The sequence below is a fragment of the Caulobacter sp. FWC2 genome, assembly GCF_002742625.1.
GTDB lineage: Bacteria > Pseudomonadota > Alphaproteobacteria > Caulobacterales > Caulobacteraceae > Caulobacter.
The window spans coordinates 148959-166457 of the sequence record NZ_PEBF01000001.1; the positions used below are offsets into that span (position 1 = coordinate 148959).

The 17499-nt window shown below is 66.9% G+C and carries 27 protein-coding genes; 16 read left to right on the forward strand and 11 right to left on the reverse strand.

The features are described 5' to 3' along the window. Positions 1-146: 146 nt before the first annotated feature. From CSW62_RS00720 to CSW62_RS00735, 4 genes are all read left to right on the forward strand, one after another. Positions 147-488 carry a hypothetical protein gene (locus tag CSW62_RS00720; protein ID WP_099582119.1) on the forward strand — a complete coding sequence of 114 codons (342 nt, stop codon included), beginning with the start codon at positions 147-149 and terminating at the stop codon, positions 486-488. Next, a complete protein-coding gene (locus CSW62_RS00725; protein WP_099575324.1) occupies positions 485-886 on the forward strand; it encodes a hypothetical protein in 402 nt (133 codons plus the stop codon). The genes CSW62_RS00720 and CSW62_RS00725 overlap by 4 nt, the downstream gene beginning before the upstream one ends. Positions 887-1119: 233 nt before the next feature. After that, positions 1120-1740 (forward strand): superoxide dismutase, encoded by a 621-nt coding sequence (locus tag CSW62_RS00730; RefSeq protein ID WP_099575325.1) that lies wholly within the window; start codon positions 1120-1122, stop codon positions 1738-1740. A 114-nt stretch (positions 1741-1854) separates the two neighbouring features. Further along, positions 1855-2034 carry a DUF1328 domain-containing protein gene (locus CSW62_RS00735; protein WP_099575326.1) on the forward strand — a complete coding sequence of 60 codons (180 nt, stop codon included), beginning with the start codon at positions 1855-1857 and terminating at the stop codon, positions 2032-2034. Positions 2035-2067: 33 nt separating this feature from the next. On the opposite strand, the gene CSW62_RS00740 is transcribed toward CSW62_RS00735, so the two are convergent. Further along, on the reverse strand, positions 2068-2877 hold the full coding sequence (locus CSW62_RS00740; RefSeq protein WP_099575327.1) for a metallophosphoesterase: 810 nt from the start codon (positions 2875-2877) through the stop codon (positions 2068-2070). Beyond that, positions 2874-3737 carry a diacylglycerol kinase family protein gene (locus CSW62_RS00745; protein WP_199170483.1) on the reverse strand — a complete coding sequence of 288 codons (864 nt, stop codon included), beginning with the start codon at positions 3735-3737 and terminating at the stop codon, positions 2874-2876. The genes CSW62_RS00740 and CSW62_RS00745 overlap by 4 nt, the downstream gene beginning before the upstream one ends. Positions 3738-3873: 136 nt before the next feature. On the opposite strand from CSW62_RS00745, the gene CSW62_RS00750 reads away from it, so the two are divergent. The 5 genes from CSW62_RS00750 (at position 3874) to CSW62_RS00770 (ending at position 7208) form a co-directional block, all read left to right on the forward strand. After that, positions 3874-4218: a glycine zipper domain-containing protein gene (locus tag CSW62_RS00750; RefSeq protein WP_099575329.1), complete on the forward strand. Its 345-nt coding sequence runs from the start codon at positions 3874-3876 to the stop codon at positions 4216-4218. Between the two features lie 90 nt (positions 4219-4308). After that, a complete protein-coding gene (locus CSW62_RS00755; protein ID WP_099575330.1) occupies positions 4309-4785 on the forward strand; it encodes an OmpA family protein in 477 nt (158 codons plus the stop codon). 326 nt (positions 4786-5111) lie between these two features. Beyond that, the gene (locus CSW62_RS00760) at positions 5112-5300 is read left to right on the forward strand and encodes a hypothetical protein (protein ID WP_099582120.1); all 189 of its coding nucleotides are present in this window, start codon (positions 5112-5114) and stop codon (positions 5298-5300) included. A gap of 14 nt (positions 5301-5314) precedes the next feature. Then, positions 5315-5578, forward strand: coding sequence for a hypothetical protein (locus CSW62_RS00765; RefSeq protein WP_099575331.1), 264 nt, complete (start codon positions 5315-5317; stop codon positions 5576-5578). Between the two features lie 469 nt (positions 5579-6047). Further along, entirely contained in the window at positions 6048-7208 is a 1161-nt protein-coding gene (locus CSW62_RS00770; protein ID WP_143324317.1) for a glycosyltransferase, read from the forward strand. 165 nt (positions 7209-7373) lie between these two features. On the opposite strand, the gene CSW62_RS00775 is transcribed toward CSW62_RS00770, so the two are convergent. After that, entirely contained in the window at positions 7374-8174 is an 801-nt protein-coding gene (locus tag CSW62_RS00775) for a response regulator (protein WP_099575333.1), read from the reverse strand. 234 nt (positions 8175-8408) lie between these two features. Between CSW62_RS00775 and CSW62_RS00780 the strand changes: the two genes are divergently transcribed. The 5 genes from CSW62_RS00780 (at position 8409) to CSW62_RS00800 (ending at position 12400) form a co-directional block, all read left to right on the forward strand. Continuing rightward, on the forward strand, positions 8409-8594 hold the full coding sequence (locus CSW62_RS00780) for a NepR family anti-sigma factor (protein WP_199170696.1): 186 nt from the start codon (positions 8409-8411) through the stop codon (positions 8592-8594). Between the two features lie 2 nt (positions 8595-8596). Beyond that, on the forward strand, positions 8597-9202 hold the full coding sequence (locus CSW62_RS00785; protein WP_099575335.1) for a sigma-70 family RNA polymerase sigma factor: 606 nt from the start codon (positions 8597-8599) through the stop codon (positions 9200-9202). Further along, positions 9199-10893, forward strand: a complete 1695-nt coding sequence (locus tag CSW62_RS00790; protein WP_099575336.1) for a sensor histidine kinase — start codon at positions 9199-9201, stop codon at positions 10891-10893. Before CSW62_RS00785 ends, CSW62_RS00790 begins: the two co-directional genes overlap by 4 nt. 92 nt (positions 10894-10985) lie before the next feature. Next, on the forward strand, positions 10986-11120 hold the full coding sequence (locus CSW62_RS00795; protein ID WP_099575337.1) for an entericidin A/B family lipoprotein: 135 nt from the start codon (positions 10986-10988) through the stop codon (positions 11118-11120). Positions 11121-11278: 158 nt separating this feature from the next. Beyond that, the gene (locus tag CSW62_RS00800) at positions 11279-12400 is read left to right on the forward strand and encodes a hypothetical protein (protein WP_099575338.1); all 1122 of its coding nucleotides are present in this window, start codon (positions 11279-11281) and stop codon (positions 12398-12400) included. On the opposite strand, the gene CSW62_RS00805 is transcribed toward CSW62_RS00800, so the two are convergent. The 3 genes from CSW62_RS00805 to chpT form a co-directional block, all read right to left on the reverse strand. Continuing rightward, positions 12358-13191 (reverse strand): protein-glutamate O-methyltransferase CheR, encoded by an 834-nt coding sequence (locus tag CSW62_RS00805; RefSeq protein WP_099575339.1) that lies wholly within the window; start codon positions 13189-13191, stop codon positions 12358-12360. The genes CSW62_RS00800 and CSW62_RS00805 overlap by 43 nt on opposite strands. Next, entirely contained in the window at positions 13188-13565 is a 378-nt protein-coding gene (locus CSW62_RS00810) for a response regulator (protein WP_199170484.1), read from the reverse strand. Before CSW62_RS00810 ends, CSW62_RS00805 begins: the two co-directional genes overlap by 4 nt. A gap of 106 nt (positions 13566-13671) precedes the next feature. After that, entirely contained in the window at positions 13672-14361 is a 690-nt protein-coding gene (gene chpT / locus CSW62_RS00815; RefSeq protein ID WP_099575341.1) for a histidine phosphotransferase ChpT, read from the reverse strand. Between the two features lie 64 nt (positions 14362-14425). Between chpT and CSW62_RS00820 the strand changes: the two genes are divergently transcribed. Beyond that, positions 14426-14611 carry a DUF3553 domain-containing protein gene (locus tag CSW62_RS00820; protein WP_099575342.1) on the forward strand — a complete coding sequence of 62 codons (186 nt, stop codon included), beginning with the start codon at positions 14426-14428 and terminating at the stop codon, positions 14609-14611. A 2-nt stretch (positions 14612-14613) separates the two neighbouring features. Then, on the forward strand, positions 14614-15396 hold the full coding sequence (gene cysQ / locus CSW62_RS00825) for a 3'(2'),5'-bisphosphate nucleotidase CysQ (protein ID WP_099575343.1): 783 nt from the start codon (positions 14614-14616) through the stop codon (positions 15394-15396). Here cysQ and CSW62_RS00830 read toward each other — a convergent pair. The 5 genes from CSW62_RS00830 to CSW62_RS00850 all read right to left on the reverse strand — a co-directional run bounded on the left by CSW62_RS00830 (position 15393) and on the right by CSW62_RS00850 (position 17487). After that, a complete protein-coding gene (locus CSW62_RS00830; protein WP_099575344.1) occupies positions 15393-16265 on the reverse strand; it encodes a DMT family transporter in 873 nt (290 codons plus the stop codon). The two genes, cysQ and CSW62_RS00830, sit on opposite strands and share 4 nt — an antisense overlap. Before the next feature lie 32 nt (positions 16266-16297). Next, positions 16298-16615 (reverse strand): type II toxin-antitoxin system RelE/ParE family toxin, encoded by a 318-nt coding sequence (locus CSW62_RS00835; RefSeq protein ID WP_199170485.1) that lies wholly within the window; start codon positions 16613-16615, stop codon positions 16298-16300. Continuing rightward, positions 16575-16826, reverse strand: a complete 252-nt coding sequence (locus CSW62_RS00840; RefSeq protein ID WP_099575346.1) for a type II toxin-antitoxin system ParD family antitoxin — start codon at positions 16824-16826, stop codon at positions 16575-16577. Before CSW62_RS00840 ends, CSW62_RS00835 begins: the two co-directional genes overlap by 41 nt. Positions 16827-16930: 104 nt before the next feature. Next, positions 16931-17287 carry a YdbL family protein gene (locus CSW62_RS00845; RefSeq protein ID WP_099575347.1) on the reverse strand — a complete coding sequence of 119 codons (357 nt, stop codon included), beginning with the start codon at positions 17285-17287 and terminating at the stop codon, positions 16931-16933. Between the two features lie 14 nt (positions 17288-17301). Further along, a complete protein-coding gene (locus CSW62_RS00850; protein ID WP_099575348.1) occupies positions 17302-17487 on the reverse strand; it encodes a YnbE family lipoprotein in 186 nt (61 codons plus the stop codon). Positions 17488-17499: the final 12 nt, after the last annotated feature.

Genomic DNA, 17499 nt, shown 5'->3' on the forward strand with positions numbered 1-17499 from the left:
GGGCGTTGAAGACGCGTTCCACAGGGGATTCCACTGTGGTGAAGCTTTAGCCCTTGCGCTAACGTGGAACCCCGACGTCGAGCAGGCGTTGACGAGGCGCAGCTTCAGCGCCCCCGGTCGGTCGCCGTCGCGAACAGGAGATGATCATGCCCAGTCCCGCCGCCGCCAAAGAAGCCGATAAGGCCAAGTCGGCCACGCTCGAGGCCGTTGAACACGCCGAGCGCAGCTTCGCCCACGCCGCCGACGCCGCCCGCGTCTCGCTGACCGAAGCCGCCAAGCGCGTCGAGAAGTCGGTCGCTGAAGGCTTTGAAACCCTGCGCGCCCAGAGCCGCACCTATACCGACACCGCCGGCCAGCAGATCGAGGACGCCCAACGCTATGCGTCGGAGCGTATCCGTGAGCGCCCGATCACCGCCACCCTCGCCGGTCTCGGCGTCGGCGTGCTGATCGGCCTGCTCCTCTCCGGCGGCCGTAGCAGCAACCGGTGATCTTCGAAAAGACCCTGATGACGCTGGCCGCGGCCGCGGCGATCGCCGCCGCCGCCGCGGTGGCCGTCGTGTCCGCCGCCTTCGCGATCTACGCGGTGCTGGTTCCGCTGGTCTCGGCGGCCGGCGCGGCCGCGATCGTGGCGGCCGTCGCCGCCCTGATCGTGGCCATCGCCGGCATGCTCGCGGCCCGCAAGGTCGAAGGTCGTCATCACAATCAAGGTCAGCAGCCCGCGCAGCAGGGTTTCGACATGACCAGCAGGGTCATCGAGATCGTGCGCGACAAGCCGCTGATGTCGATCGGCATCGGTCTGGCCGCCGGGATCTTCGCCCTGAAGAACCCGACCCTGACCGCCTCGCTGGCCAAGGCCTTCCTGGATCCGAAGCCACCGCAGCGCTGATCGCGCCAACAAAGTTCAAGACCGACGCCACCGGATCCGTTCGGTGGCGTTTGTCTTGCGAGGTTGTTCTTCCAGATTCCCGAAAGCCCTAAGTTTTCAAGGGAATCTATCTCGAAAATTTGAGTGCGCCGTGGCGGCTTTGCACGGTGAAACGGCTTACGCTTTGCCCTGGCGCGCTCTAGATGCTTCCCGCGCGTTCCCTCCTCCCTGGAACGCCTTCCCATGGAGTGAACATGACGTACAAGCTGCCGGACCTGCCCTACGCGTACGACGCGCTGGAGCCGACGATCTCCGCCAACACCCTCCATTTCCACCATGACAAGCACCACGCGGCCTATGTGACCGCGCTGAACGGCCTGCTGAACGGCGACGACAAGGGTTCGCTGGAAGCGGTGATCAAGGGCGCCGGTCCGGGTAAGGTGTTCAACAACGCCGCCCAGGCCTGGAACCACGCCTTCTTCTGGGACGGCCTCTCGCCGACCAAGACCGCCCCGGGCGCCGATCTGGCCGCCGCCATCGACTCCACCTTCGGCGGCCTGGACGCCCTGAAGGAAAAGTTCGTCGCCGAAGGCATCGGCCACTTCGGCTCGGGCTGGGTGTGGCTGGTCTCGGACGCCTCGGGCGCCCTGAAGATCATCTCGACCCACGACGCCGAAAGCCCGGTCACCCAGGACCTGACGGCCCTGCTGGTCGCCGATGTCTGGGAGCACGCCTACTATCTGGACTACCAGAACCTGCGGAAGGGCTTCCTGGAAGCCGTGTTCGACAACCTGCTCAACTGGACCCTGGCCGACAGCCAGTACGCCGCGGCCAAGTCGGGCCAGCAGGGCTGGGCCTATCCGGCTCCGGAATAGGGTCCAGATTTCCGGAACGCCCGGGAGTCGGGTGCGTTGTTTCGAAGCGAGGCCGTGGGCTTCGATCGAGACAAACGCCCCGGCTCGAAAGGCCGGGCTCATCCGGAGAGACCCATGCTGAACTGGGCCGTGACCTTCCTGGTGGTCGCCCTGATCGCCGCCCTTCTGGGCTTCACCGGCATCGCCGGGACCGCGATCGGGATCGCCAAGATCCTGTTCTACGTCTTCCTTGTCCTGTTCCTGGTGTCGCTGGTCAGCCACCTCTTCCGCGGCGGTCGCGGCGCGCCACGCTAGGTAGCACCGAGACGAACGGCGGAACGGCGCGGCTCAGGCCGCGCCGTTTTCGTTTGGGCTTCTGCGATCGCAGGCCCAGGTGCGCCAGGCGTTGAACTTGCCGTGCTCATAGGCCAGGGCCTGTACGCGCACGCAGCCCGGCTCGACCTCGATGACGTTGAAGCCCGGCGCGGCGCCCCGTTCGCGGTGCGAGAGGGTGCCCGAGCCGATCGCCTGGGTCTTGCCGTCGCCGAACGGGACAGCGGTGACGAACGGCAGGTGGATGTGGCCCGACAGGATGACGTCGGCGCCCGCCTGGACGAAGTGGTTGGCCGCGTCGACCCCGCCGTGGACCTTGGCGGTCATCGGCCCGCCCAGCACCTCCATCAGCGGATGGTGGCAGACCACCACCCTGAGATCGCCGGCCGGCGCTGCCTCCAGCTCGCGGACGACGCGGCGGATCTGGCCGCGCGACACCGCGCCCTTCGACCAGTTCCATCGCACCTGGGCCGCGCGGGCCGTGTTCAGCGAGGAGACGGTGACGCCCGGCGCGCGCCAGGCCGCGCCGTCCTCGTCGCCGAACCGATCCTTGAACCGCCCCCAGGTGCGGGTGAAGCGCTCGAACAGCTCGCGCGGTCCGACGAAGGGGGTGTCGTGATTGCCGGGCACCACGATCATCGGATCGGGCAGGCGCTTCAGCCATGCGGCGGCGGCGTCGAACTCTGGGGTCTTGCCGTCCAGGGTCAGATCGCCGGCCACCACCACGAGGTCGGGCCGGGCGTCTCGGATCCACGCGGTCGCCGCCTCGACGGCTTCCTTGTTCTCGCCGCCGAAATGGATGTCGGAGAGCTGAACCAGCCTCATTCAGCGGTCTCGTCCGGCGGCACCAGGGCGCGGAAGGCCTTCGGGCGGAAGCGGATCGACACCTCGGGATCGAACCGCGCCGGCTCGCCGTCCAGGATCGCCGGGATGCGGCCGTGGGCCCGGATCTTGCCGGTGCGGCAGCGGCCGGCGTTTACCGACGGGTCGTCACGCCAATGGCCCAGGGCGGCGTTGAACCCCAGGCGGAAGACGTCGAGCGCGCTGGACGGATCGAGGGCCGTGGCCTCCAGGGCCCGCTCGTCGGCGTCCAGGGCGGTCGAGACCAGGGGACACATCAGGGTCAGGGCCTCGGTCTTGATCTCGGGGCGGCCGTCCAGCGAGACGCGCAGGCGGCCGGAGAAGGCGCGGCGGAAGGCGCGGCGGGCGCGGGCGATGGCGATGCTGAACTTGCCTTCGCGGGCGGCCTCCCGCGCTGTGGCCCACAGGGCCGGGCTGCCCAGGATGGCGGCGACGAAGAACAGGCGTCCGCCGACCTCGCCGCCGGAAATGGTTCGCGCCTCGCCGCTCTCCAGGCAGGCCTTCATCGCCGTCTGCCAGTCGCGGTCGCCATAGAGCGCGCGCGGCAGCATGTTCATGGTGCCGCCAGGCAGGGGAGCGATCAGCGGACCATCCGGTCCGGCCATCTCCGCCGCCGCGCGTGCCGTGCCGTCGCCGGCGATGACCAGGATCGCATCCGGCGCGCTGTCGATCGCCTTCCGCAGACAATCGACCAGTTCGCCCGGCTGCGGCGCGTGGACGACGCCGGAAACGCCGTATTCAGCCAACAGCCGCTCGGCGATCTGCGGCGCGTCCGGACCGACCGATCCGGATGCGATATTGGCGATGACCTCAATGCGCTTCACGCGCTGCCCCTTCACGTCAAAACTCGCCGAGGCAACGGGCGTCCGCGCGTTATGGTTCCGCTTGTAAACGGAACCGCCGCCCCCCGGGAGTCGTTTGCTCGACACGGGTACAGGCAGCTCGGAGCGGAGAGCCAAGATGAAGATGACCATGATCGCCCTGATGGGCGTGGGCGTGCTCGCCTCGGCGTGCACCTCGACGGGCAATGTGGAGCGCAACGCCGCCGGCGGCGCCGCCATCGGCGCCCTGGCGGGCGCGGTGATCGGCAACAATGTCGGCAGCGGCAGCGCTGGCACCGGCGCCCTGGTCGGCGCGGCGCTCGGCGGCACGGTGGGCGCCGTCAAGGGTTGCAAGGAGGATGGCGGCTGCGGTTCGACCAACGCCAACCGTCGCCAATATTATGACGAGCGCGCGGGTCGCTATTACTACTACGACTCCCGCAGCGGTCGTTATTACTGGGAAGATGGCGCGCCCCGCTACTAAGCTAGGCGACAGGCCACGACGTCCAGGGAAAGGCGATCGGCTCAGCCGGTCGCCTTTCGTGTGTTCGCAGGTTCGAGGAGGAGGGTTCGAATGAAGACGACAAAGATCACCTATGCCGTGCAGGCCATCAGCGTGGCGGGCGTAGTCCTGGCCCTGGCCGGTTGCGCCAGCTCCGAAGGACCATGGCGTACGCTGCGCAAGCCCGTGGCCGCCGCGCCGCCGGCCTGCGTCGACTTCCAGTCCTCGGTCTATTTCGAGCAGGACAGCGCCGAGCTGACCAAGGAGGCCCGCATGCTGCTCGACACCGCGCGGACCCAGGCGCGCGGCTGTGCGGTCAAGTCCGTGCGGGTGACCGGTCTGGCCGACGCCGTAGGGACCTCGGCCGCCAACCTGACCCTGTCCAAGCGCCGGGCCGACACCGTGACCTCGGCCCTGGCCAAGGCCGGCTTCGGCAAGGTCGAGATCGACACCGCCGCCGTGGGCGACGCCGGATCCGTGGCGGCCTCGGGCGCATCGGCGCCGCTGCGCCGCCGGGCGGATATCCTGTTCGATCTGGAGAGCAAGTAGGCGAACAGCGAGCGGGCCGGTCACGCCGGCTCGCTTGGACCCGGGAGCAAAGACCCAGACGAAGGAAAGGCGGGCCGGGTGTCCCGGTCCGCCGAAGTTCGCATCAACAAAGGGGGGTGCGAAGGCGGCAGGCTGACTATCGCCAGCCTCAAGTCGGGGGGGCGTCGCCGCCTTCGCAAAGATAAAACGACGTCTCGCACCAACGGTTCCCGGCGCGCGTGATTTTTTCGCGGATGGCCGGGAGGGCGAAATCAGGGAACGGCGGTGGACGGGACACGTTGAGGTTCCAAGCGGACATGCGGTCCGCCGGGGCAGGGAGCAACGTCGTGATCCGGACCTATCAAGCCGAGCATGGCGGCATGGTTTTTGTCTCGACGCTCACCCAGCGTCAAAAACGGGTGCGCTCGCGGATCATTGCGATGGTCGTGATCGTGGCGATCGGAGCCTCCGCCGGGACGGTGCAGGCCTTCAACGCTCGCGACCGCGCGGACGCCGCCCGAACCTGGACGCCATAAGGAGGTATGACATCATGCCCGCCGACATTCATCCCGACGTCGCGCCCGAAACGCACGGCCCACGCGTTAACGCCACTCGCGCCCGTCAGGGCCGCTGGGGCCGTCACATCTTCTGGGTGCTGGTGATCTCCACCGTGCTCGCCGCCCTGGCCCTGTTCGGCGCCTGGAGCTTCCGGGCTCAAGATCTCGCCGCAGTCGAGGCTAACAACGGCGCCAAGACCCCGGCCGAGGCGCAGCGCTACGACACCCAGCAGTCGCCAGCGCGTCAGAAGCCTTAGCGACCGACGCACCGCCCCTCTCCCTCTGGGAGAAGCGGCCGCCGAAGGCGGTCGGGGTCAGGGGTTGAAGACATAAGCCGCCGCGACAGCCTGGCCGCTGTCGCGGCGGTTTTCGTTTGTCCTAGCGTCCCGGCGCCTCGCACCACTCCCTTCCGCAAGGAGAAAAAAGCCCCTCCGAGAAACGGCGCGCCTTCAGAGAGCCGTTTCTCGGGGGGGGGAGGCCCTGGTTAGACCGCATGTTCGGGTCGATGGGCCGACACCTGCGCCACTCACGGGCCAATCCTTCGGCGCGTAAACAGTTCATTTCGTCCGAAATCTGGAGGCGCGCATGGATGTCGAACCCACTCGAAGCTGCCCAAATCCGTGGCAATCATCAGAAATTGTGGTCAACCCCCGCATCCCCGCAAGAATTGCGTCGCTGAAGGTTCAATGCTCTTTGTGGCGCTAGAATCTCCAGGGGGCTTGGCTAGTGAAGACTCTGATATTCTCGAAAATTCCGATAGCGCCGGCCTTTGGCGGAAATCGTCAGCGCATAAAAACTCTGGTCGAGGAGCTGATGAAGGATCACGAGGTGCATTTTGCGCTCCTTCCGTCCCGACAGATGCGCGACTTCGACCTGGACGCTCATCGCCAAATTGTTGGACCACAGAATTTCTGCTTGGTACAACGAAGCCTAGCCATGACGCTTATGTTCAACCTTAGAATCCTTTCCAGGAAAGTCCTTTCAAAAGTTCTTCCAAGAAAGTTGTCCGACAACGTAGATTACGTATTCGACGAATCGCTACGATCTGGTTGTAAAGATATCATATTAAGGCTCAATCCTGAAATTGTTGTTGTCGAATACGTGCATTTTTCCAGCCTATTCGACTTAGTACCTGATAGCGCTTATCGAATAATAGACACCCACGACGCGTTCTGGCACGAATTCACGCCAGCTGCCGAGGCGAAAGGACTAAGTCGCGCCGATCTTGTCATCGCAATACAGGATAGAGAAGCTGAACATTTCCGGGATTTACTTTCTGTGGCTGGTGATAAAACCAAAGTCACAACAGTAAGTCATATAGTGGGCCAAAGGGAGCGGGTAGACCTATCTTCGTCATCAGGTGCCACTTTTCTGGGTTCTAGCTTTGAAGCAAATAATGAATCACTAGCTGCTTTAATTGAGAACGTGATGCCGATCGTTATGACGAAAATTCCTGATTTTAAGTTGCATGTTATCGGTGATGTCGGATCATCTGTTCCAGACTATCCATTTGTAGTAAAACATGGGCGGGTTAAGTCTCTAACTACAGCCATGGCATTGGCTCCCATACTGGCCAACTACATAGTCAAAGGTACCGGCATAAAAATCAAACTCCTCGAGGCGATGGCGATGGGGGTGCCTTGTGTAAGCACCGCGCTCGGCGCGGACGGGCTGCCGCCGGAATACGCTGAGGGGGTATCCATCGCTAGCGACGACGCTAGTTATGCAGCGGAATTGGTTTCACTTTTCGAAGATCATTCACGCCGTAAGCGGATGGGAGACGCTGGGCTCGGGGCCATTGGTCGGTGGGATGCGAAACAGAGGAAGGCGCTTAAGGATGCAATCTCCAGCCAACACCACCGGCAGGCGCGTAGTTTGGCTGGATAAGATATGCCGGCCGACCGAAGGCCCACGATTTTGAGCTCCTGAGGTTTTACGCGCCAGCCGAGCCAGCGTTTCTCGCCACGAGAACGCGATAGGGGTCCAATGACCCCAAAGAAAAACGGCCCCCTTTCGGAGAGCCGTTTCTCGGGTGGTTGGAAGAAACCCTTATCAGGCTGCCTTGGCGGTCCGACGCGGGTGGAAGAACAGCGCCTGGCCGATCGCCGCCTTCACCGTTTCCGGCTGGAAGGGCTTGGTGATCAGGAAGGTCGGTTCCGGGCGCTCGCCGGTCAGCAGGCGCTCAGGGAAGGCGGTAATGAAGATCACCGGCACGTCCATGCGGCCCAGGATGTCCTTGACCGCGTCGATGCCCGACGAGCCGTCGGCCAGCTGGATGTCGGCCAGGACGAGGCCCGGGGTGCGGCGGGCGACCGCTTCGAGCGCTTCGCCGCGGGTGGCGGCGATGTCGGTGACCTGGTGGCCCAGTTCCTTGACCAGGGCCTCGATGTCGGCGGCGATGACCGGCTCGTCCTCAATGATCAGGACGTCTGTGGCCAGTTCGGCGTCGATCTCGGCCTGGGCGTCGGAGATCAGGCGTTCGACCTCGCCGAAGTCGCAGTCCAGGATCTGGGCGGCTTCCGACGGTGTGAAGCCCTCGAGCGCGGTGAGCAGGAAAGCCTGCCGCGAACGGGGCGCGATGCGCATCAGACGCTGGGCGGCGTCGTCGCCGGCGGTCAGGCCTTCATCGCGGCGGGCTTCCAGCTGGGCGCCGGAGCTGAGCCAGATGGCGTGGAACACGCGATACAGCGCCACGCGCGGCGAAAGCTCGCCGTCCAGCGATCGTTCCCCGGCGGCCAGCGCCTCGAGCGCCACGCGGACGTAGTGATCGCCGGTGGACTGATCGCCGGTAAGGGCGCGGGCGTAGCGGCGAATATAGGGCAGATGCGGCGCCAGCCGAGCTAGAAGACTCATGACCCCTCCCGATGCGGTGTCTTCGAAAACATACCAACGAACGGCAAAGCTAGGCCGTTCCGTCGATGGTCGATAACGCCTCCCCCAACTGAGCGGTTCCGTCCGTCGAGGATATTTGACATCTTAAGCTCAAGCTTATGGAACCGGGCACGGAAAACCACGTTGTCGTCTGGCGGAAAGACATTCGGCCAAAGGGGGCGGACGCCGATGCAAATGCAGTTCGGTGTCGAGGACATGATCGAACACGTACCCATGGAAGACAAACGCAAGAGCGCTGCGGCGCTGGATGAAGCGCGTCTGCGCCAGCAGGCCATCGGCGTGAAGCTGCGTCAGATGTTCGATGAGGTCGTCAACGAGGCTGTGCCTGACGAATTCCTCGAAATCCTCCGCAGGGCCGAGCCTCCGAAGGGAGAGCGCTGAGCATGAGCGAACCGCAAGTCGGCCGCTCGCCGCCCGACCCCGTCCGGGACAACCTGTTCAAACGCGAACTGGTCACCCTGATTCCGCATCTGCGCGCCTTCGCCCGCACCCTGACCGGCGACCCCACCGCGGCCGACGATCTGGCGCAGGACGCGATGATGAAGGCCTGGGACGCGCGCGCCAGCTTCCAGCTGGGCACCAACATGAAGGCCTGGACCTTCATGATCCTGCGCAACCAGTTCTATTCGGAAAAACGCCGCAGCTGGCGCCAGAGCCAGCTGGACCAGGAAGCCGCCGAGCGGACCCTGGTGGCGGTCGACGACCCGGAGGCGCCCGTCGCCCTGGACGAACTGCGCCTGGGCCTGGGCATGCTTCCGGCCGAGCAGCGCGAAGCCCTGATCCTGGTCGGGGCCGGCGGTTTCGCCTATGAAGAGGCCGCCGAGATCTGCGGATGCGCCGTGGGTACCGTTAAGAGCCGGGTCAGCCGCGCCCGCCGGGCGTTGCAGGCCATCCTCGAAGCGGGGGCCTATGATCGTGACGGCGCATCGGCGGGTGACGCCATGCATGCGATCCTCGCCGACGCGGAGCGGTTGAGCTCCCTGCGGTGAAGACCTTCGCCGGCCGCGCCGGGCAGGCTGCAACCTCCATTCGAGTCCGCCTGGCCTTCGCGCTGTGCGTGGCTCTGTTGCCCGTGCTAATCATCGGCGGCGCGCAGTCGATCTTCGCCTTCCGGGCAGAGGCCGACTCGCGTCGTCAGAGCCTGGAACTGGCTGCGGGACAGAGCGCCGCCAATGCGCGCGCCCGCATCGAGGCCGCCGGGGTGCTGCTGCAGACCCTGGGTCCCGGCTCGCTCGGGCTGGAATGCGCTCAGCGACTGGCCGATGTGCGCGCCCGCCTGCCGGGCTACGCCAACCTGATCCGCTTCGACTCGCGCGGCCGCGTGGCCTGCGCGGCCGCCACCACGCCGTTCGACACTGAGCGAGGGCAAAGGCCCTGGTTCCAGGAACTGCGCGACGGCGCGAGCATGGTCGTGGCCTCGGATCCGGGTGCGGTCTACGCCAACGAGCCGGCGGTGCTGGCCGCCGTCCGCGCCGGCGCGCCCGACAAGTTCGAAGGCGCGATGGCCGCCGTCCTGAACCTGCGCGACCTGAAGGTCGGCACGGTCAACCGCTTCATGCCCAACGGCGCCGAGGTGGCCCTGGCCGATTCGAACGGCGCGATCTTCGCCGCCACCGATCCTGCGGCCTTCTCGACGCCGCCGCGCGGCTGGCGCGAGCGCGCGGCCAAGAGCGGGGCGGCCATCTGGAGCCACGAGGACGCGGCGCATCACGAGCGCACCTATTCGGCCGCCCCCCTGGTCAATGACGATGTCTTCGTCGTGCTGTCGGCCCCCGCGCCGGGCCTGGTGTCCTGGGCGTGGATCAACCCGATATCGCGTCTGCTGCTGCCTTTGCTGGCCTTCTTCCTGGCCCTGGGCGCGGTGCTGATCGTCGCCGAGCGGGAGGTGATCCGCTGGATCGTCTACCTGCAGCGCGTGGCGGCGATCTATGCTCGTGGCCGCTTCACCGTCCGGCCGCTGCAGGCCGAACGCGCGCCGCCAGAGATCCGCGAGCTGGCCGCCACCCTCGACGCCATGGCCGGCGGCATCGTCGCCCGCGACGCCTCGCTGCTGGACAGCCTGGCCGACAAGGACGCGCTGATGCGCGAGATCCATCACCGGGTGAAGAACAACCTGCAGATCATCACGTCGCTGCTGAACATGCAGCAGCGGGCGCTGGCCGATCCGGCGGCCAAGGCGGCGATGAACGACACCCGCCAGCGGATCACCGCCCTGGCCCAGATCTATCGCGCCCTCTACCAGGGACCCGACCTCAAGCGCGTGGACCTGCGGCCGTTCCTGGAAGAGCTGACCGCCCAGCTGCTGGCCAACGACATGTCGACCTCGTCGCTGGTGAGGACCGAAGTCCACGCCGATCCGCTGGTCATCGACCCCGATCGTCTGGCCCCGATCGCCCTGTTCGCCGTCGAAGCCATCACCAACGCCCAGAAACACGCCTTCGGTCCGAACGGCGGCATGCTGGCGGTGGGCTTCCATGTGCGCGGCGAAGAGGCGGAACTCTCGATCAGCGATGATGGTCCGGGCGCGCCCGACAGCGTCGGCGGCGGGGTCGGCCGCACCCTGATGACCGCCTTCGCCCGTCAGCTGCGGGGCAAGGTGGCGTTCGAAAGCCACACCCCGCGCGGATTGACGGTGCGCCTCACCTTCCCGACCCCTGAGGCGGTGATTCACGTAACCTAGGCCGGAACCGAGCTTCGCTGCTGGCGTTCTTGAGGGGCAATCGTTTCAACGCCCCTTTTCCATCCCCTCGGGGGCGAACATCGGAGAAGACCATGCGTAAGCTCGTGATTATCGCCGCCGCCCTCGCGTCCCTGTCGGTCGCGGCCTGCAACACCGTCGAAGGCGCCGGCAAGGACGTCTCGTCGGCCGGTAAGGCGGTCAGCGACACGGCCAAGGACGTCAAGTAACGCGTCCTACCCAACGATCTAGCGAAAGGCCCGCCGGTTCAGCCGGCGGGCCTTTTTCTTGAGGCGCTACATTATTGCGATGATGCAACCTTAAGCAGTCTCGCCGATATCTCTCTGAAAAGATCGCAAGTCACGCTCAAGCCCTGCGAGGGGCCTGCTTGCCGTCACACACCAAGACCGTCTTCGTGCACAGCGGCTGGCGCTGCTCCAGCACTTATGTGTGGAGCCGTTTCCGGGCGCTGCCCGGTGTGCGCGCCTATTACGAGCCCTGGCACGAGCAGCTGGCGCGGCTCACGGCCAACACCATCGACGTTGAGACGCCCGACAACAGCGGCCTGCGCCATCCGGGCGGGGCGGATCCCTACCTCAGGGAATTCGAGGTCGTTCTCGATCCGGCCGATGGGGTGAGGCGCTTCCAGCCTGGCTTCGCGCTGGACCGTTTCTGGATCGAGCCCGAGGCCAGCGACCTGGCTCAGCAGGCCTATGTCGAGGAACTGGTCGGCGCGGCGCGGGCGCGGGGCGAGACGCCGATCCTGGCCTGCTGCCGCACCCTGGGCCGCGTGGGCTGGCTGAAGCGCCGGTTCGGCGGCTTCCACGTCGCGCTGATCCGCGATCCGGTGCAGCAGTGGCTGTCGTTCTATTCGCTGCGCAAGCGGCCCCGCCCGACCTATTTCGAGCTCTGCCACTATGTGCTGCTCTCCGAGATGGCCGGCTGCGCCGAGGTCTCGCGCACCCTGCTGGGTCATGACTTCGATGCGGCTGGAACGCTGGACGCGCGCATCGCCGCCGTCCGCCGGCGCCTGAAGCGCGCGCCGGCCAGCGTCTCGTTCCAGGCCTTCCTGGCGGTGTGGCTGCGTTCTTACCTCAAGGCGCTGCCGGAAGCCGACCTGGTGGTCGATGTGGACCGCCTGGCCCGCGATCAGGCCTATGCGCGTCGGGTCGAGGCGGCGATCGAAGCGGGCTGTGGCCTGAGGCCCGACTTCTCCGATTGCCGCGCCCCGGCGCCGCACGGCATCGCCCCGCCGGTCGCCTGGCGCAAGGCCGCCCGCGAGGTGGTGGACCTGATGGACCTGCACGGCGCGATCGTCGGTCCCGAGGCGCCGCCGATCCTGTTCCGCAAGCTCGCGCCGGCCTTCGCGGCGGTGACGCCGGGGCCGGTGGGCGGGATGACCAAGCTGGGAGAGGCCTTGGGTGGTCTGATGGGCGGGGCGATGGTCGCCCGCGCGCCGGCCAAGGCTTATGCTGCGGCGGCGACCCGCACCGACGGATCGCGCAGATAGATCCCCGTTCCGCCCGGCGCGGCGGTCAGCACGTCGTCGAACTCCGAGGCGTCGTCTTCCGGATCCAGGACCAGCACGCCGTCGGTCGGCAGCAGGCTGACCAGGGCCTGGACCACCTTGGCCCGAAGCGAAGCGTCCATGTTCCGCAGCACGCCGCGCAGCAGGATGACGTCGAAGCGACCCATGACCGACAGGTCGGCCAGCAGGTTGATCCGCTTCCAGCGCACCATCTGGCGGATGCGCGGCGAGATCGCCCAGGTGTCGTCCTGGTTCTCGAAATACTTGACCAGCATCCGGATCGGCAGGCCGCGCTGGACCTCGAACTGGGTGTAGATCCCGGCCTGGGCCTTCTCCAGCGATCGTTCGGAGAGGTCGGAGCCGAAGAACTCGAACCGCGTTCCGGTCGCCAGGCCGGAGGCTTCATTGGCGGCGATGGCCAGCGAGTAGACCTCCTGGCCGGTGGCGCAGGCCGCGCTCCAGATGCGGATCGGCGTATCGGGGCGGCGACGCGACAGGGCGGGCAGGACCTCGTGGCGCAACTGGGCGAACGCCTCGCGGCCGCGGAAGAAGGTGGTGTCGCTGCGGCACAGGGCCTCGACCACGGCCCAGATCAGCCGGTCCTCGCGCTTGGCGCGCAGGGCCGCGATCAGCGCCTCGATCGAATCGTAGCCTTCGCGTCGCGCCAGCGGCGAGAGGCGGCTCTCCACGAGATAAGGCTTTTCGGTTTCGACCCGCACGCCGGCGCGGGCGCGGCCCAGGGCCGCCAGAAGGTCCATGTCCTCGGGCGTCACAGCAGGCCGGCCTCGGCGAACTTCGCCTCGATGATGTCGCCGTCGAACGGTTTCATGATGTACTCGTCCGCCCCAGCCTCGATGGCGGCGCGGATGTGGTCGGGACTGTTCTCGACCGTGCAGAAGACGACCTTGGGCGCGGTCCCGCCGGGCTCGCTGCGCAGCTGGCGCAGGAAGTCGATGCCGTTCATCACCGGCATGTTCCAATCGAGCAGCACCGCGTCGGGCATGGCCGCGCGGCACCACGCCAGGGCCTCCATGCCATCGGCGGCCTCGGCGATCTCGAAGCCGATGTCCTCGAGGACTCGGCGGGCGACCTTGCGGATCACCCGGCTGTCGTCGACCACCAGACAGGTCTTCACGGCATGCTCCAATTCAGGGCGCCATCGTGCGAGCGGTCTGGTTAAGGAGCGGTTTGCCTAAACCCGGATCGGGGTGCGGCAAATGTAACTTTTATGCCGCAGCTTGCGCTTGAGAACCCTAGGCGGGGACCCACGCCGCGATGCTGGCGCGCTCCTCGCCCAGTTCGACCGCGATCTGGCCGCCGGCCGCGCGGACCAGGGCGTTCAGATACGCCGCCTGAACCCACGGACCGCCCAGGCCCTCGGCCAGCGGCTCGCCCTTGAGGCCGGCCAGGACCTCCGGACGCAGGCGGGCGCGGGGACCCACCGAGTCGGCGATGATGGAGAAGCGGCCGTCGGCGGCGACGGCCTTGACCGTGGCCACGCCGCCGGCGGGTAGCGCGCTGGCGGCGATCTGGGCGATGTTGAGGATGGCGCGCGACGAGGGCTTGTTCATCGCCTGCGGCTCAATCTGCCAGTCCAGGGTCGGGCGGACGTGGGCGAAGACGCCCTGGGCCAGCTTTTCCAGCTCGCGCGAGTCGAAGTTCTCGGCCGAGGCCGAGGCGCCGAACGCCACGCGGGTGAACTGCAGCAGGTCGGCCAGCTTGCGGGCCGACGAGGCGATCAGGCCCATGGCGTCGTCGCGCATGTCCTGGGCGGACGGATCGTCCAGCAGATCCAGGCCCGAGACGATGGCGCTGGCCGGGCTGATGAAGTCATGGCACAGGCGCGCGGCCAGCATGGCGGCGAAGTCGGGGCCTTGGACATCCGCTTCGGGCGTCACGGCAGCCGGGGCCACGAGGGGGGTCTCTGGGACGATGTCGGTCATGGCGGCGGACTTTGCCGTGATTTGAGGCTTTGGCAAACCGGGGCCGCCGCTCTAAACGAAGCCCGTGGTTGATCCGTTTCTAGAGCCTGGCGTCTTGGTGCGCCATCCCGGCCAGCCCGATTGGGGTCTGGGGCAGGTTCAGTCCGTGATCGGACACCGCGTGACCGTCAATTTCGAAGAGGCCGGCAAGCAGACCATCGACGCCAATCGCGTGCGTCTGGTCTTCGTCGGCGACGACCCTCGGGGATAAGAATGACTGAGAACCTGGCGGACTGGGGCCGCGCCCTGGCCAAGATCACCGAAGAGGCCGCGGTGGTCATCCTGCCGTTCTGGCGCACCGAGCTGGCCGTGGTCCAGAAGGCCGACGAGAGCCCGGTCACCGAGGCCGACCGCGCCGGCGAGCGCCTGATCCTGCAGCGCTTGGCCGAGCTCTATCCGGACGTGCCCGTGATCTCCGAGGAATACGCCAGCGAGTTCGGCACGCCGGACGCCGTGGGGCCGCGCTTCTTCCTGGTCGATCCGGTCGACGGCACCAAGGCCTTCGTGCGCGGCGATCCCAACTTCACGGTCAATATCGGCCTGATCGACAACGGCGTCCCGGTCGCCGGCGCCGTCTGCGCCCCGGCCACCGGCGAGGTCTGGTTCACGACGGCCCAGGGCGCGGCCAAGCGCGCGAGCCCGGACGGCGCCGAGACCCCGGCTCGCGTGCGTCCTTGGCCCGCAGGCGAGGCTTTGGGCCTGGTCAGCCACACCATGCGCGAGGAGAAGGCCGCCGAACTGGCCGCCCAGTACGGTTTCGACCTGCGCGCCCCGATGGATAGCTCGATCAAGATGTGCCGCATCGCCGAGGGCGCGGCCGACATCTATCCCCGCCATGGCCCGACCTCGGAATGGGACACCGCCGCGGCCCACGCGGTGGTGGTGGCCGCCGGCGGGACCTTCACCCAGCCCGACGGCTCGCCCTTCCTCTATGGCAAGGCCGACCAGGGCTTCCGCAACGGCTGGTTCGTGGTGCGCGGCGGGTCCGTCGCTTAAGGAACGTCTTCGGCCACCGCGTCGCCGGGCGTCGTCATGATCGTCCCGGCCGAGGCCGCGACGATGGCGGCGATGGCCAGCCACTGGGTCACGGCCAGGTGCTCGTGCAGGATCACCAAGCCCGCCAGCGCCCCGGCCGCCGGCTCCAGGCTCAGCATCACGCCGAAGCTGCGCTTGGGGATGGCGCGCAGGGCGATCATCTCCAGCGAATAGGGAATGGCGCTGGACATCACCGCCGCCACCAGGCCAAGGCCGATCAGCTTGGGCTGGAGGAGCGTGACCCCCGCCGAGGCGACGCCGATCGGCACGACAATCAGGGCCGCGGCCGCCATGCCCAGCGCCACCGAGCGCCCGGCGTGCAGGTGGCCGGTCCGCTTGCCCAGGATGATGTAGAGCGCCCACATCACCGCCGCGACGCAGGCGAAGCCGACCCCGACAGGATCCAGCGGCTTGGCGCCCGGATCGATCGGCAGCAGCAGCGCCAGGCCCAGCACGGCCAGGCCGATCCAGACGAAGTGGATCAGCTTGCGCGAGCTGGCGACCGAGACCGCCAGCGGTCCGATGAACTCGATGGCCACGGCCACGCCCAGCGGCACGGTGCGGATGGCCATGTAGAAGCTGAGGTTCAGCACGCCCATCACCGCGCCGTACAGCGCGACCCGGCCCAGATCGGCGCGCGAGATCGGATGCCTCCAGGGCCGCCAGACCAGCATCAGGATCAGTGCCGCGAACCCGACCCGATAGGCGCTGGTCCCCTGCGCGCCGACGATCGGAAACAGACCCTTGGCCAGCGACGTGCCGACGCACAAGGTGACGATCGCCCCGATCAGGGCCGCATAGGGCAGGAGTAGGGGACGGGCGGCGGACATTGGCCGCTTTTAGGGGGCGCTGTCGGCAGGCGCTAGCGCTGCCGGATCCAATCTTCGCTCGCATGGCGCACGCGCTGGATAAGGATATCCCGGCCGTCGAGCCGATAGATAATGATGTGACTTCGATAGGAATGGACGCGCGATAGACCCTTCAGTTCGGTACGTTCCACCGCGGCGAACGGGAAATCCGACAGGAAATTGAAGATTTGCTCCAGGCCCTCATGATAGCGCTCGGCTTGGTCGACTCCGAACATCTCAACGCCTGTCACGTAGATCTGGGTGACGTCGTCCTCCGCCTTGAGGCTAAGCCTATAGGCCATGCCGCCCGCCGGCCTTTTGGCGCGCCGCATCCAGGATTTCGCTCATCGACTTGGTGCTGACGCCGCCAGCCTCGGCTTCGTCGATAAGCCGCTGCATCGTCGCGATCTTGTCGGCGCGTTCCTGATCTCGGCGGATCAAGTCGCGCACATAGTCGCTGGCGTTGCTGTAGCGACCGGTCTCAGCCTGTTCTTCAACCCACAGCTTCATGGCGTCGGGAAGAGATACGTTCATCGTCGCCATGGCTCACCTCCAGAGTGAGAATGGCACTCTTTGGCAAAGATTGCCATTCGAAAAGGGCGCGAGCGAAGGCGCTAGGTGGCCAGGCCGCCTAGCGCCAGTCATCGTTACTTCTTCACCCAGCCGCCATCCAGCGGCTTCCAGTATTGGCCCGGCGCCAGGCGGCTGTAGAGCTGCTTGGCGGTGGCCTGGCCGGCGGCGTCCTGGGTCACGCCGGTCTTGGCGGCGATGTCCTTGTAGGCGGCGGCGCGGCCGGTGTTGATCTCGGCGACCGAGGCGCGCAGGCCGGCGTCGCCGCCGGACACGATGCCCAGATAGCCGTCGGCCTGCTCGCCGACCGTGCCAGCGGCCTTGGCGGCGTCCACGGCGGCCTTGGCGGCGGCCGATTGGGCCATGGCCATGTTGGCGCCGGCGGCGGTCATCGCCAGGCCCAGGGCCAGAACCGTCATCGTCTTGCGGATCATGTCGGCTCTCCTTCTTAGAACAGGTTGGGGTTTTGCTGGATCAGCGACTGGACTTCCTTGTCCAGCCGCACGCGCACGTCGGCGTCCAGCTTGGCGTAGATATTGATCGGGTCGACCTTCACGCGGACGGTGGGCGTGCAGGCGGCCGCGCCGAGCGCTCCCGTCGCGGCGAGGGCTAGCAAGAGGGCGCGCGTCTTCATGCGTGAAGTCTC

Coding starts and splice junctions, on each gene's coding strand:
- CSW62_RS00720 (WP_099582119.1), top strand. CDS start 147: ATGCCCAGTCCCGCCGCCGCCAAAGAAGCCGATAAGGCCAAGTCGGCC.
- CSW62_RS00730 (WP_099575325.1), top strand. CDS start 1,120: ATGACGTACAAGCTGCCGGACCTGCCCTACGCGTACGACGCGCTGGAG.
- CSW62_RS00735 (WP_099575326.1), top strand. CDS start 1,855: ATGCTGAACTGGGCCGTGACCTTCCTGGTGGTCGCCCTGATCGCCGCC.
- CSW62_RS00740 (WP_099575327.1), bottom strand. CDS start 2,877: ATGAGGCTGGTTCAGCTCTCCGACATCCATTTCGGCGGCGAGAACAAG.
- CSW62_RS00750 (WP_099575329.1), top strand. CDS start 3,874: ATGAAGATGACCATGATCGCCCTGATGGGCGTGGGCGTGCTCGCCTCG.
- CSW62_RS00755 (WP_099575330.1), top strand. CDS start 4,309: ATGAAGACGACAAAGATCACCTATGCCGTGCAGGCCATCAGCGTGGCG.
- CSW62_RS00765 (WP_099575331.1), top strand. CDS start 5,315: ATGCCCGCCGACATTCATCCCGACGTCGCGCCCGAAACGCACGGCCCA.
- CSW62_RS00775 (WP_099575333.1), bottom strand. CDS start 8,174: ATGAGTCTTCTAGCTCGGCTGGCGCCGCATCTGCCCTATATTCGCCGC.
- CSW62_RS00780 (WP_199170696.1), top strand. CDS start 8,409: ATGATCGAACACGTACCCATGGAAGACAAACGCAAGAGCGCTGCGGCG.
- CSW62_RS00785 (WP_099575335.1), top strand. CDS start 8,597: ATGAGCGAACCGCAAGTCGGCCGCTCGCCGCCCGACCCCGTCCGGGAC.
- CSW62_RS00795 (WP_099575337.1), top strand. CDS start 10,986: ATGCGTAAGCTCGTGATTATCGCCGCCGCCCTCGCGTCCCTGTCGGTC.
- chpT (WP_099575341.1), bottom strand. CDS start 14,361: ATGACCGACATCGTCCCAGAGACCCCCCTCGTGGCCCCGGCTGCCGTG.
- cysQ (WP_099575343.1), top strand. CDS start 14,614: ATGACTGAGAACCTGGCGGACTGGGGCCGCGCCCTGGCCAAGATCACC.
- CSW62_RS00830 (WP_099575344.1), bottom strand. CDS start 16,265: ATGTCCGCCGCCCGTCCCCTACTCCTGCCCTATGCGGCCCTGATCGGG.
- CSW62_RS00835 (WP_199170485.1), bottom strand. CDS start 16,615: ATGCGGCGCGCCAAAAGGCCGGCGGGCGGCATGGCCTATAGGCTTAGC.
- CSW62_RS00840 (WP_099575346.1), bottom strand. CDS start 16,826: ATGGCGACGATGAACGTATCTCTTCCCGACGCCATGAAGCTGTGGGTT.
- CSW62_RS00845 (WP_099575347.1), bottom strand. CDS start 17,287: ATGATCCGCAAGACGATGACGGTTCTGGCCCTGGGCCTGGCGATGACC.
- CSW62_RS00850 (WP_099575348.1), bottom strand. CDS start 17,487: ATGAAGACGCGCGCCCTCTTGCTAGCCCTCGCCGCGACGGGAGCGCTC.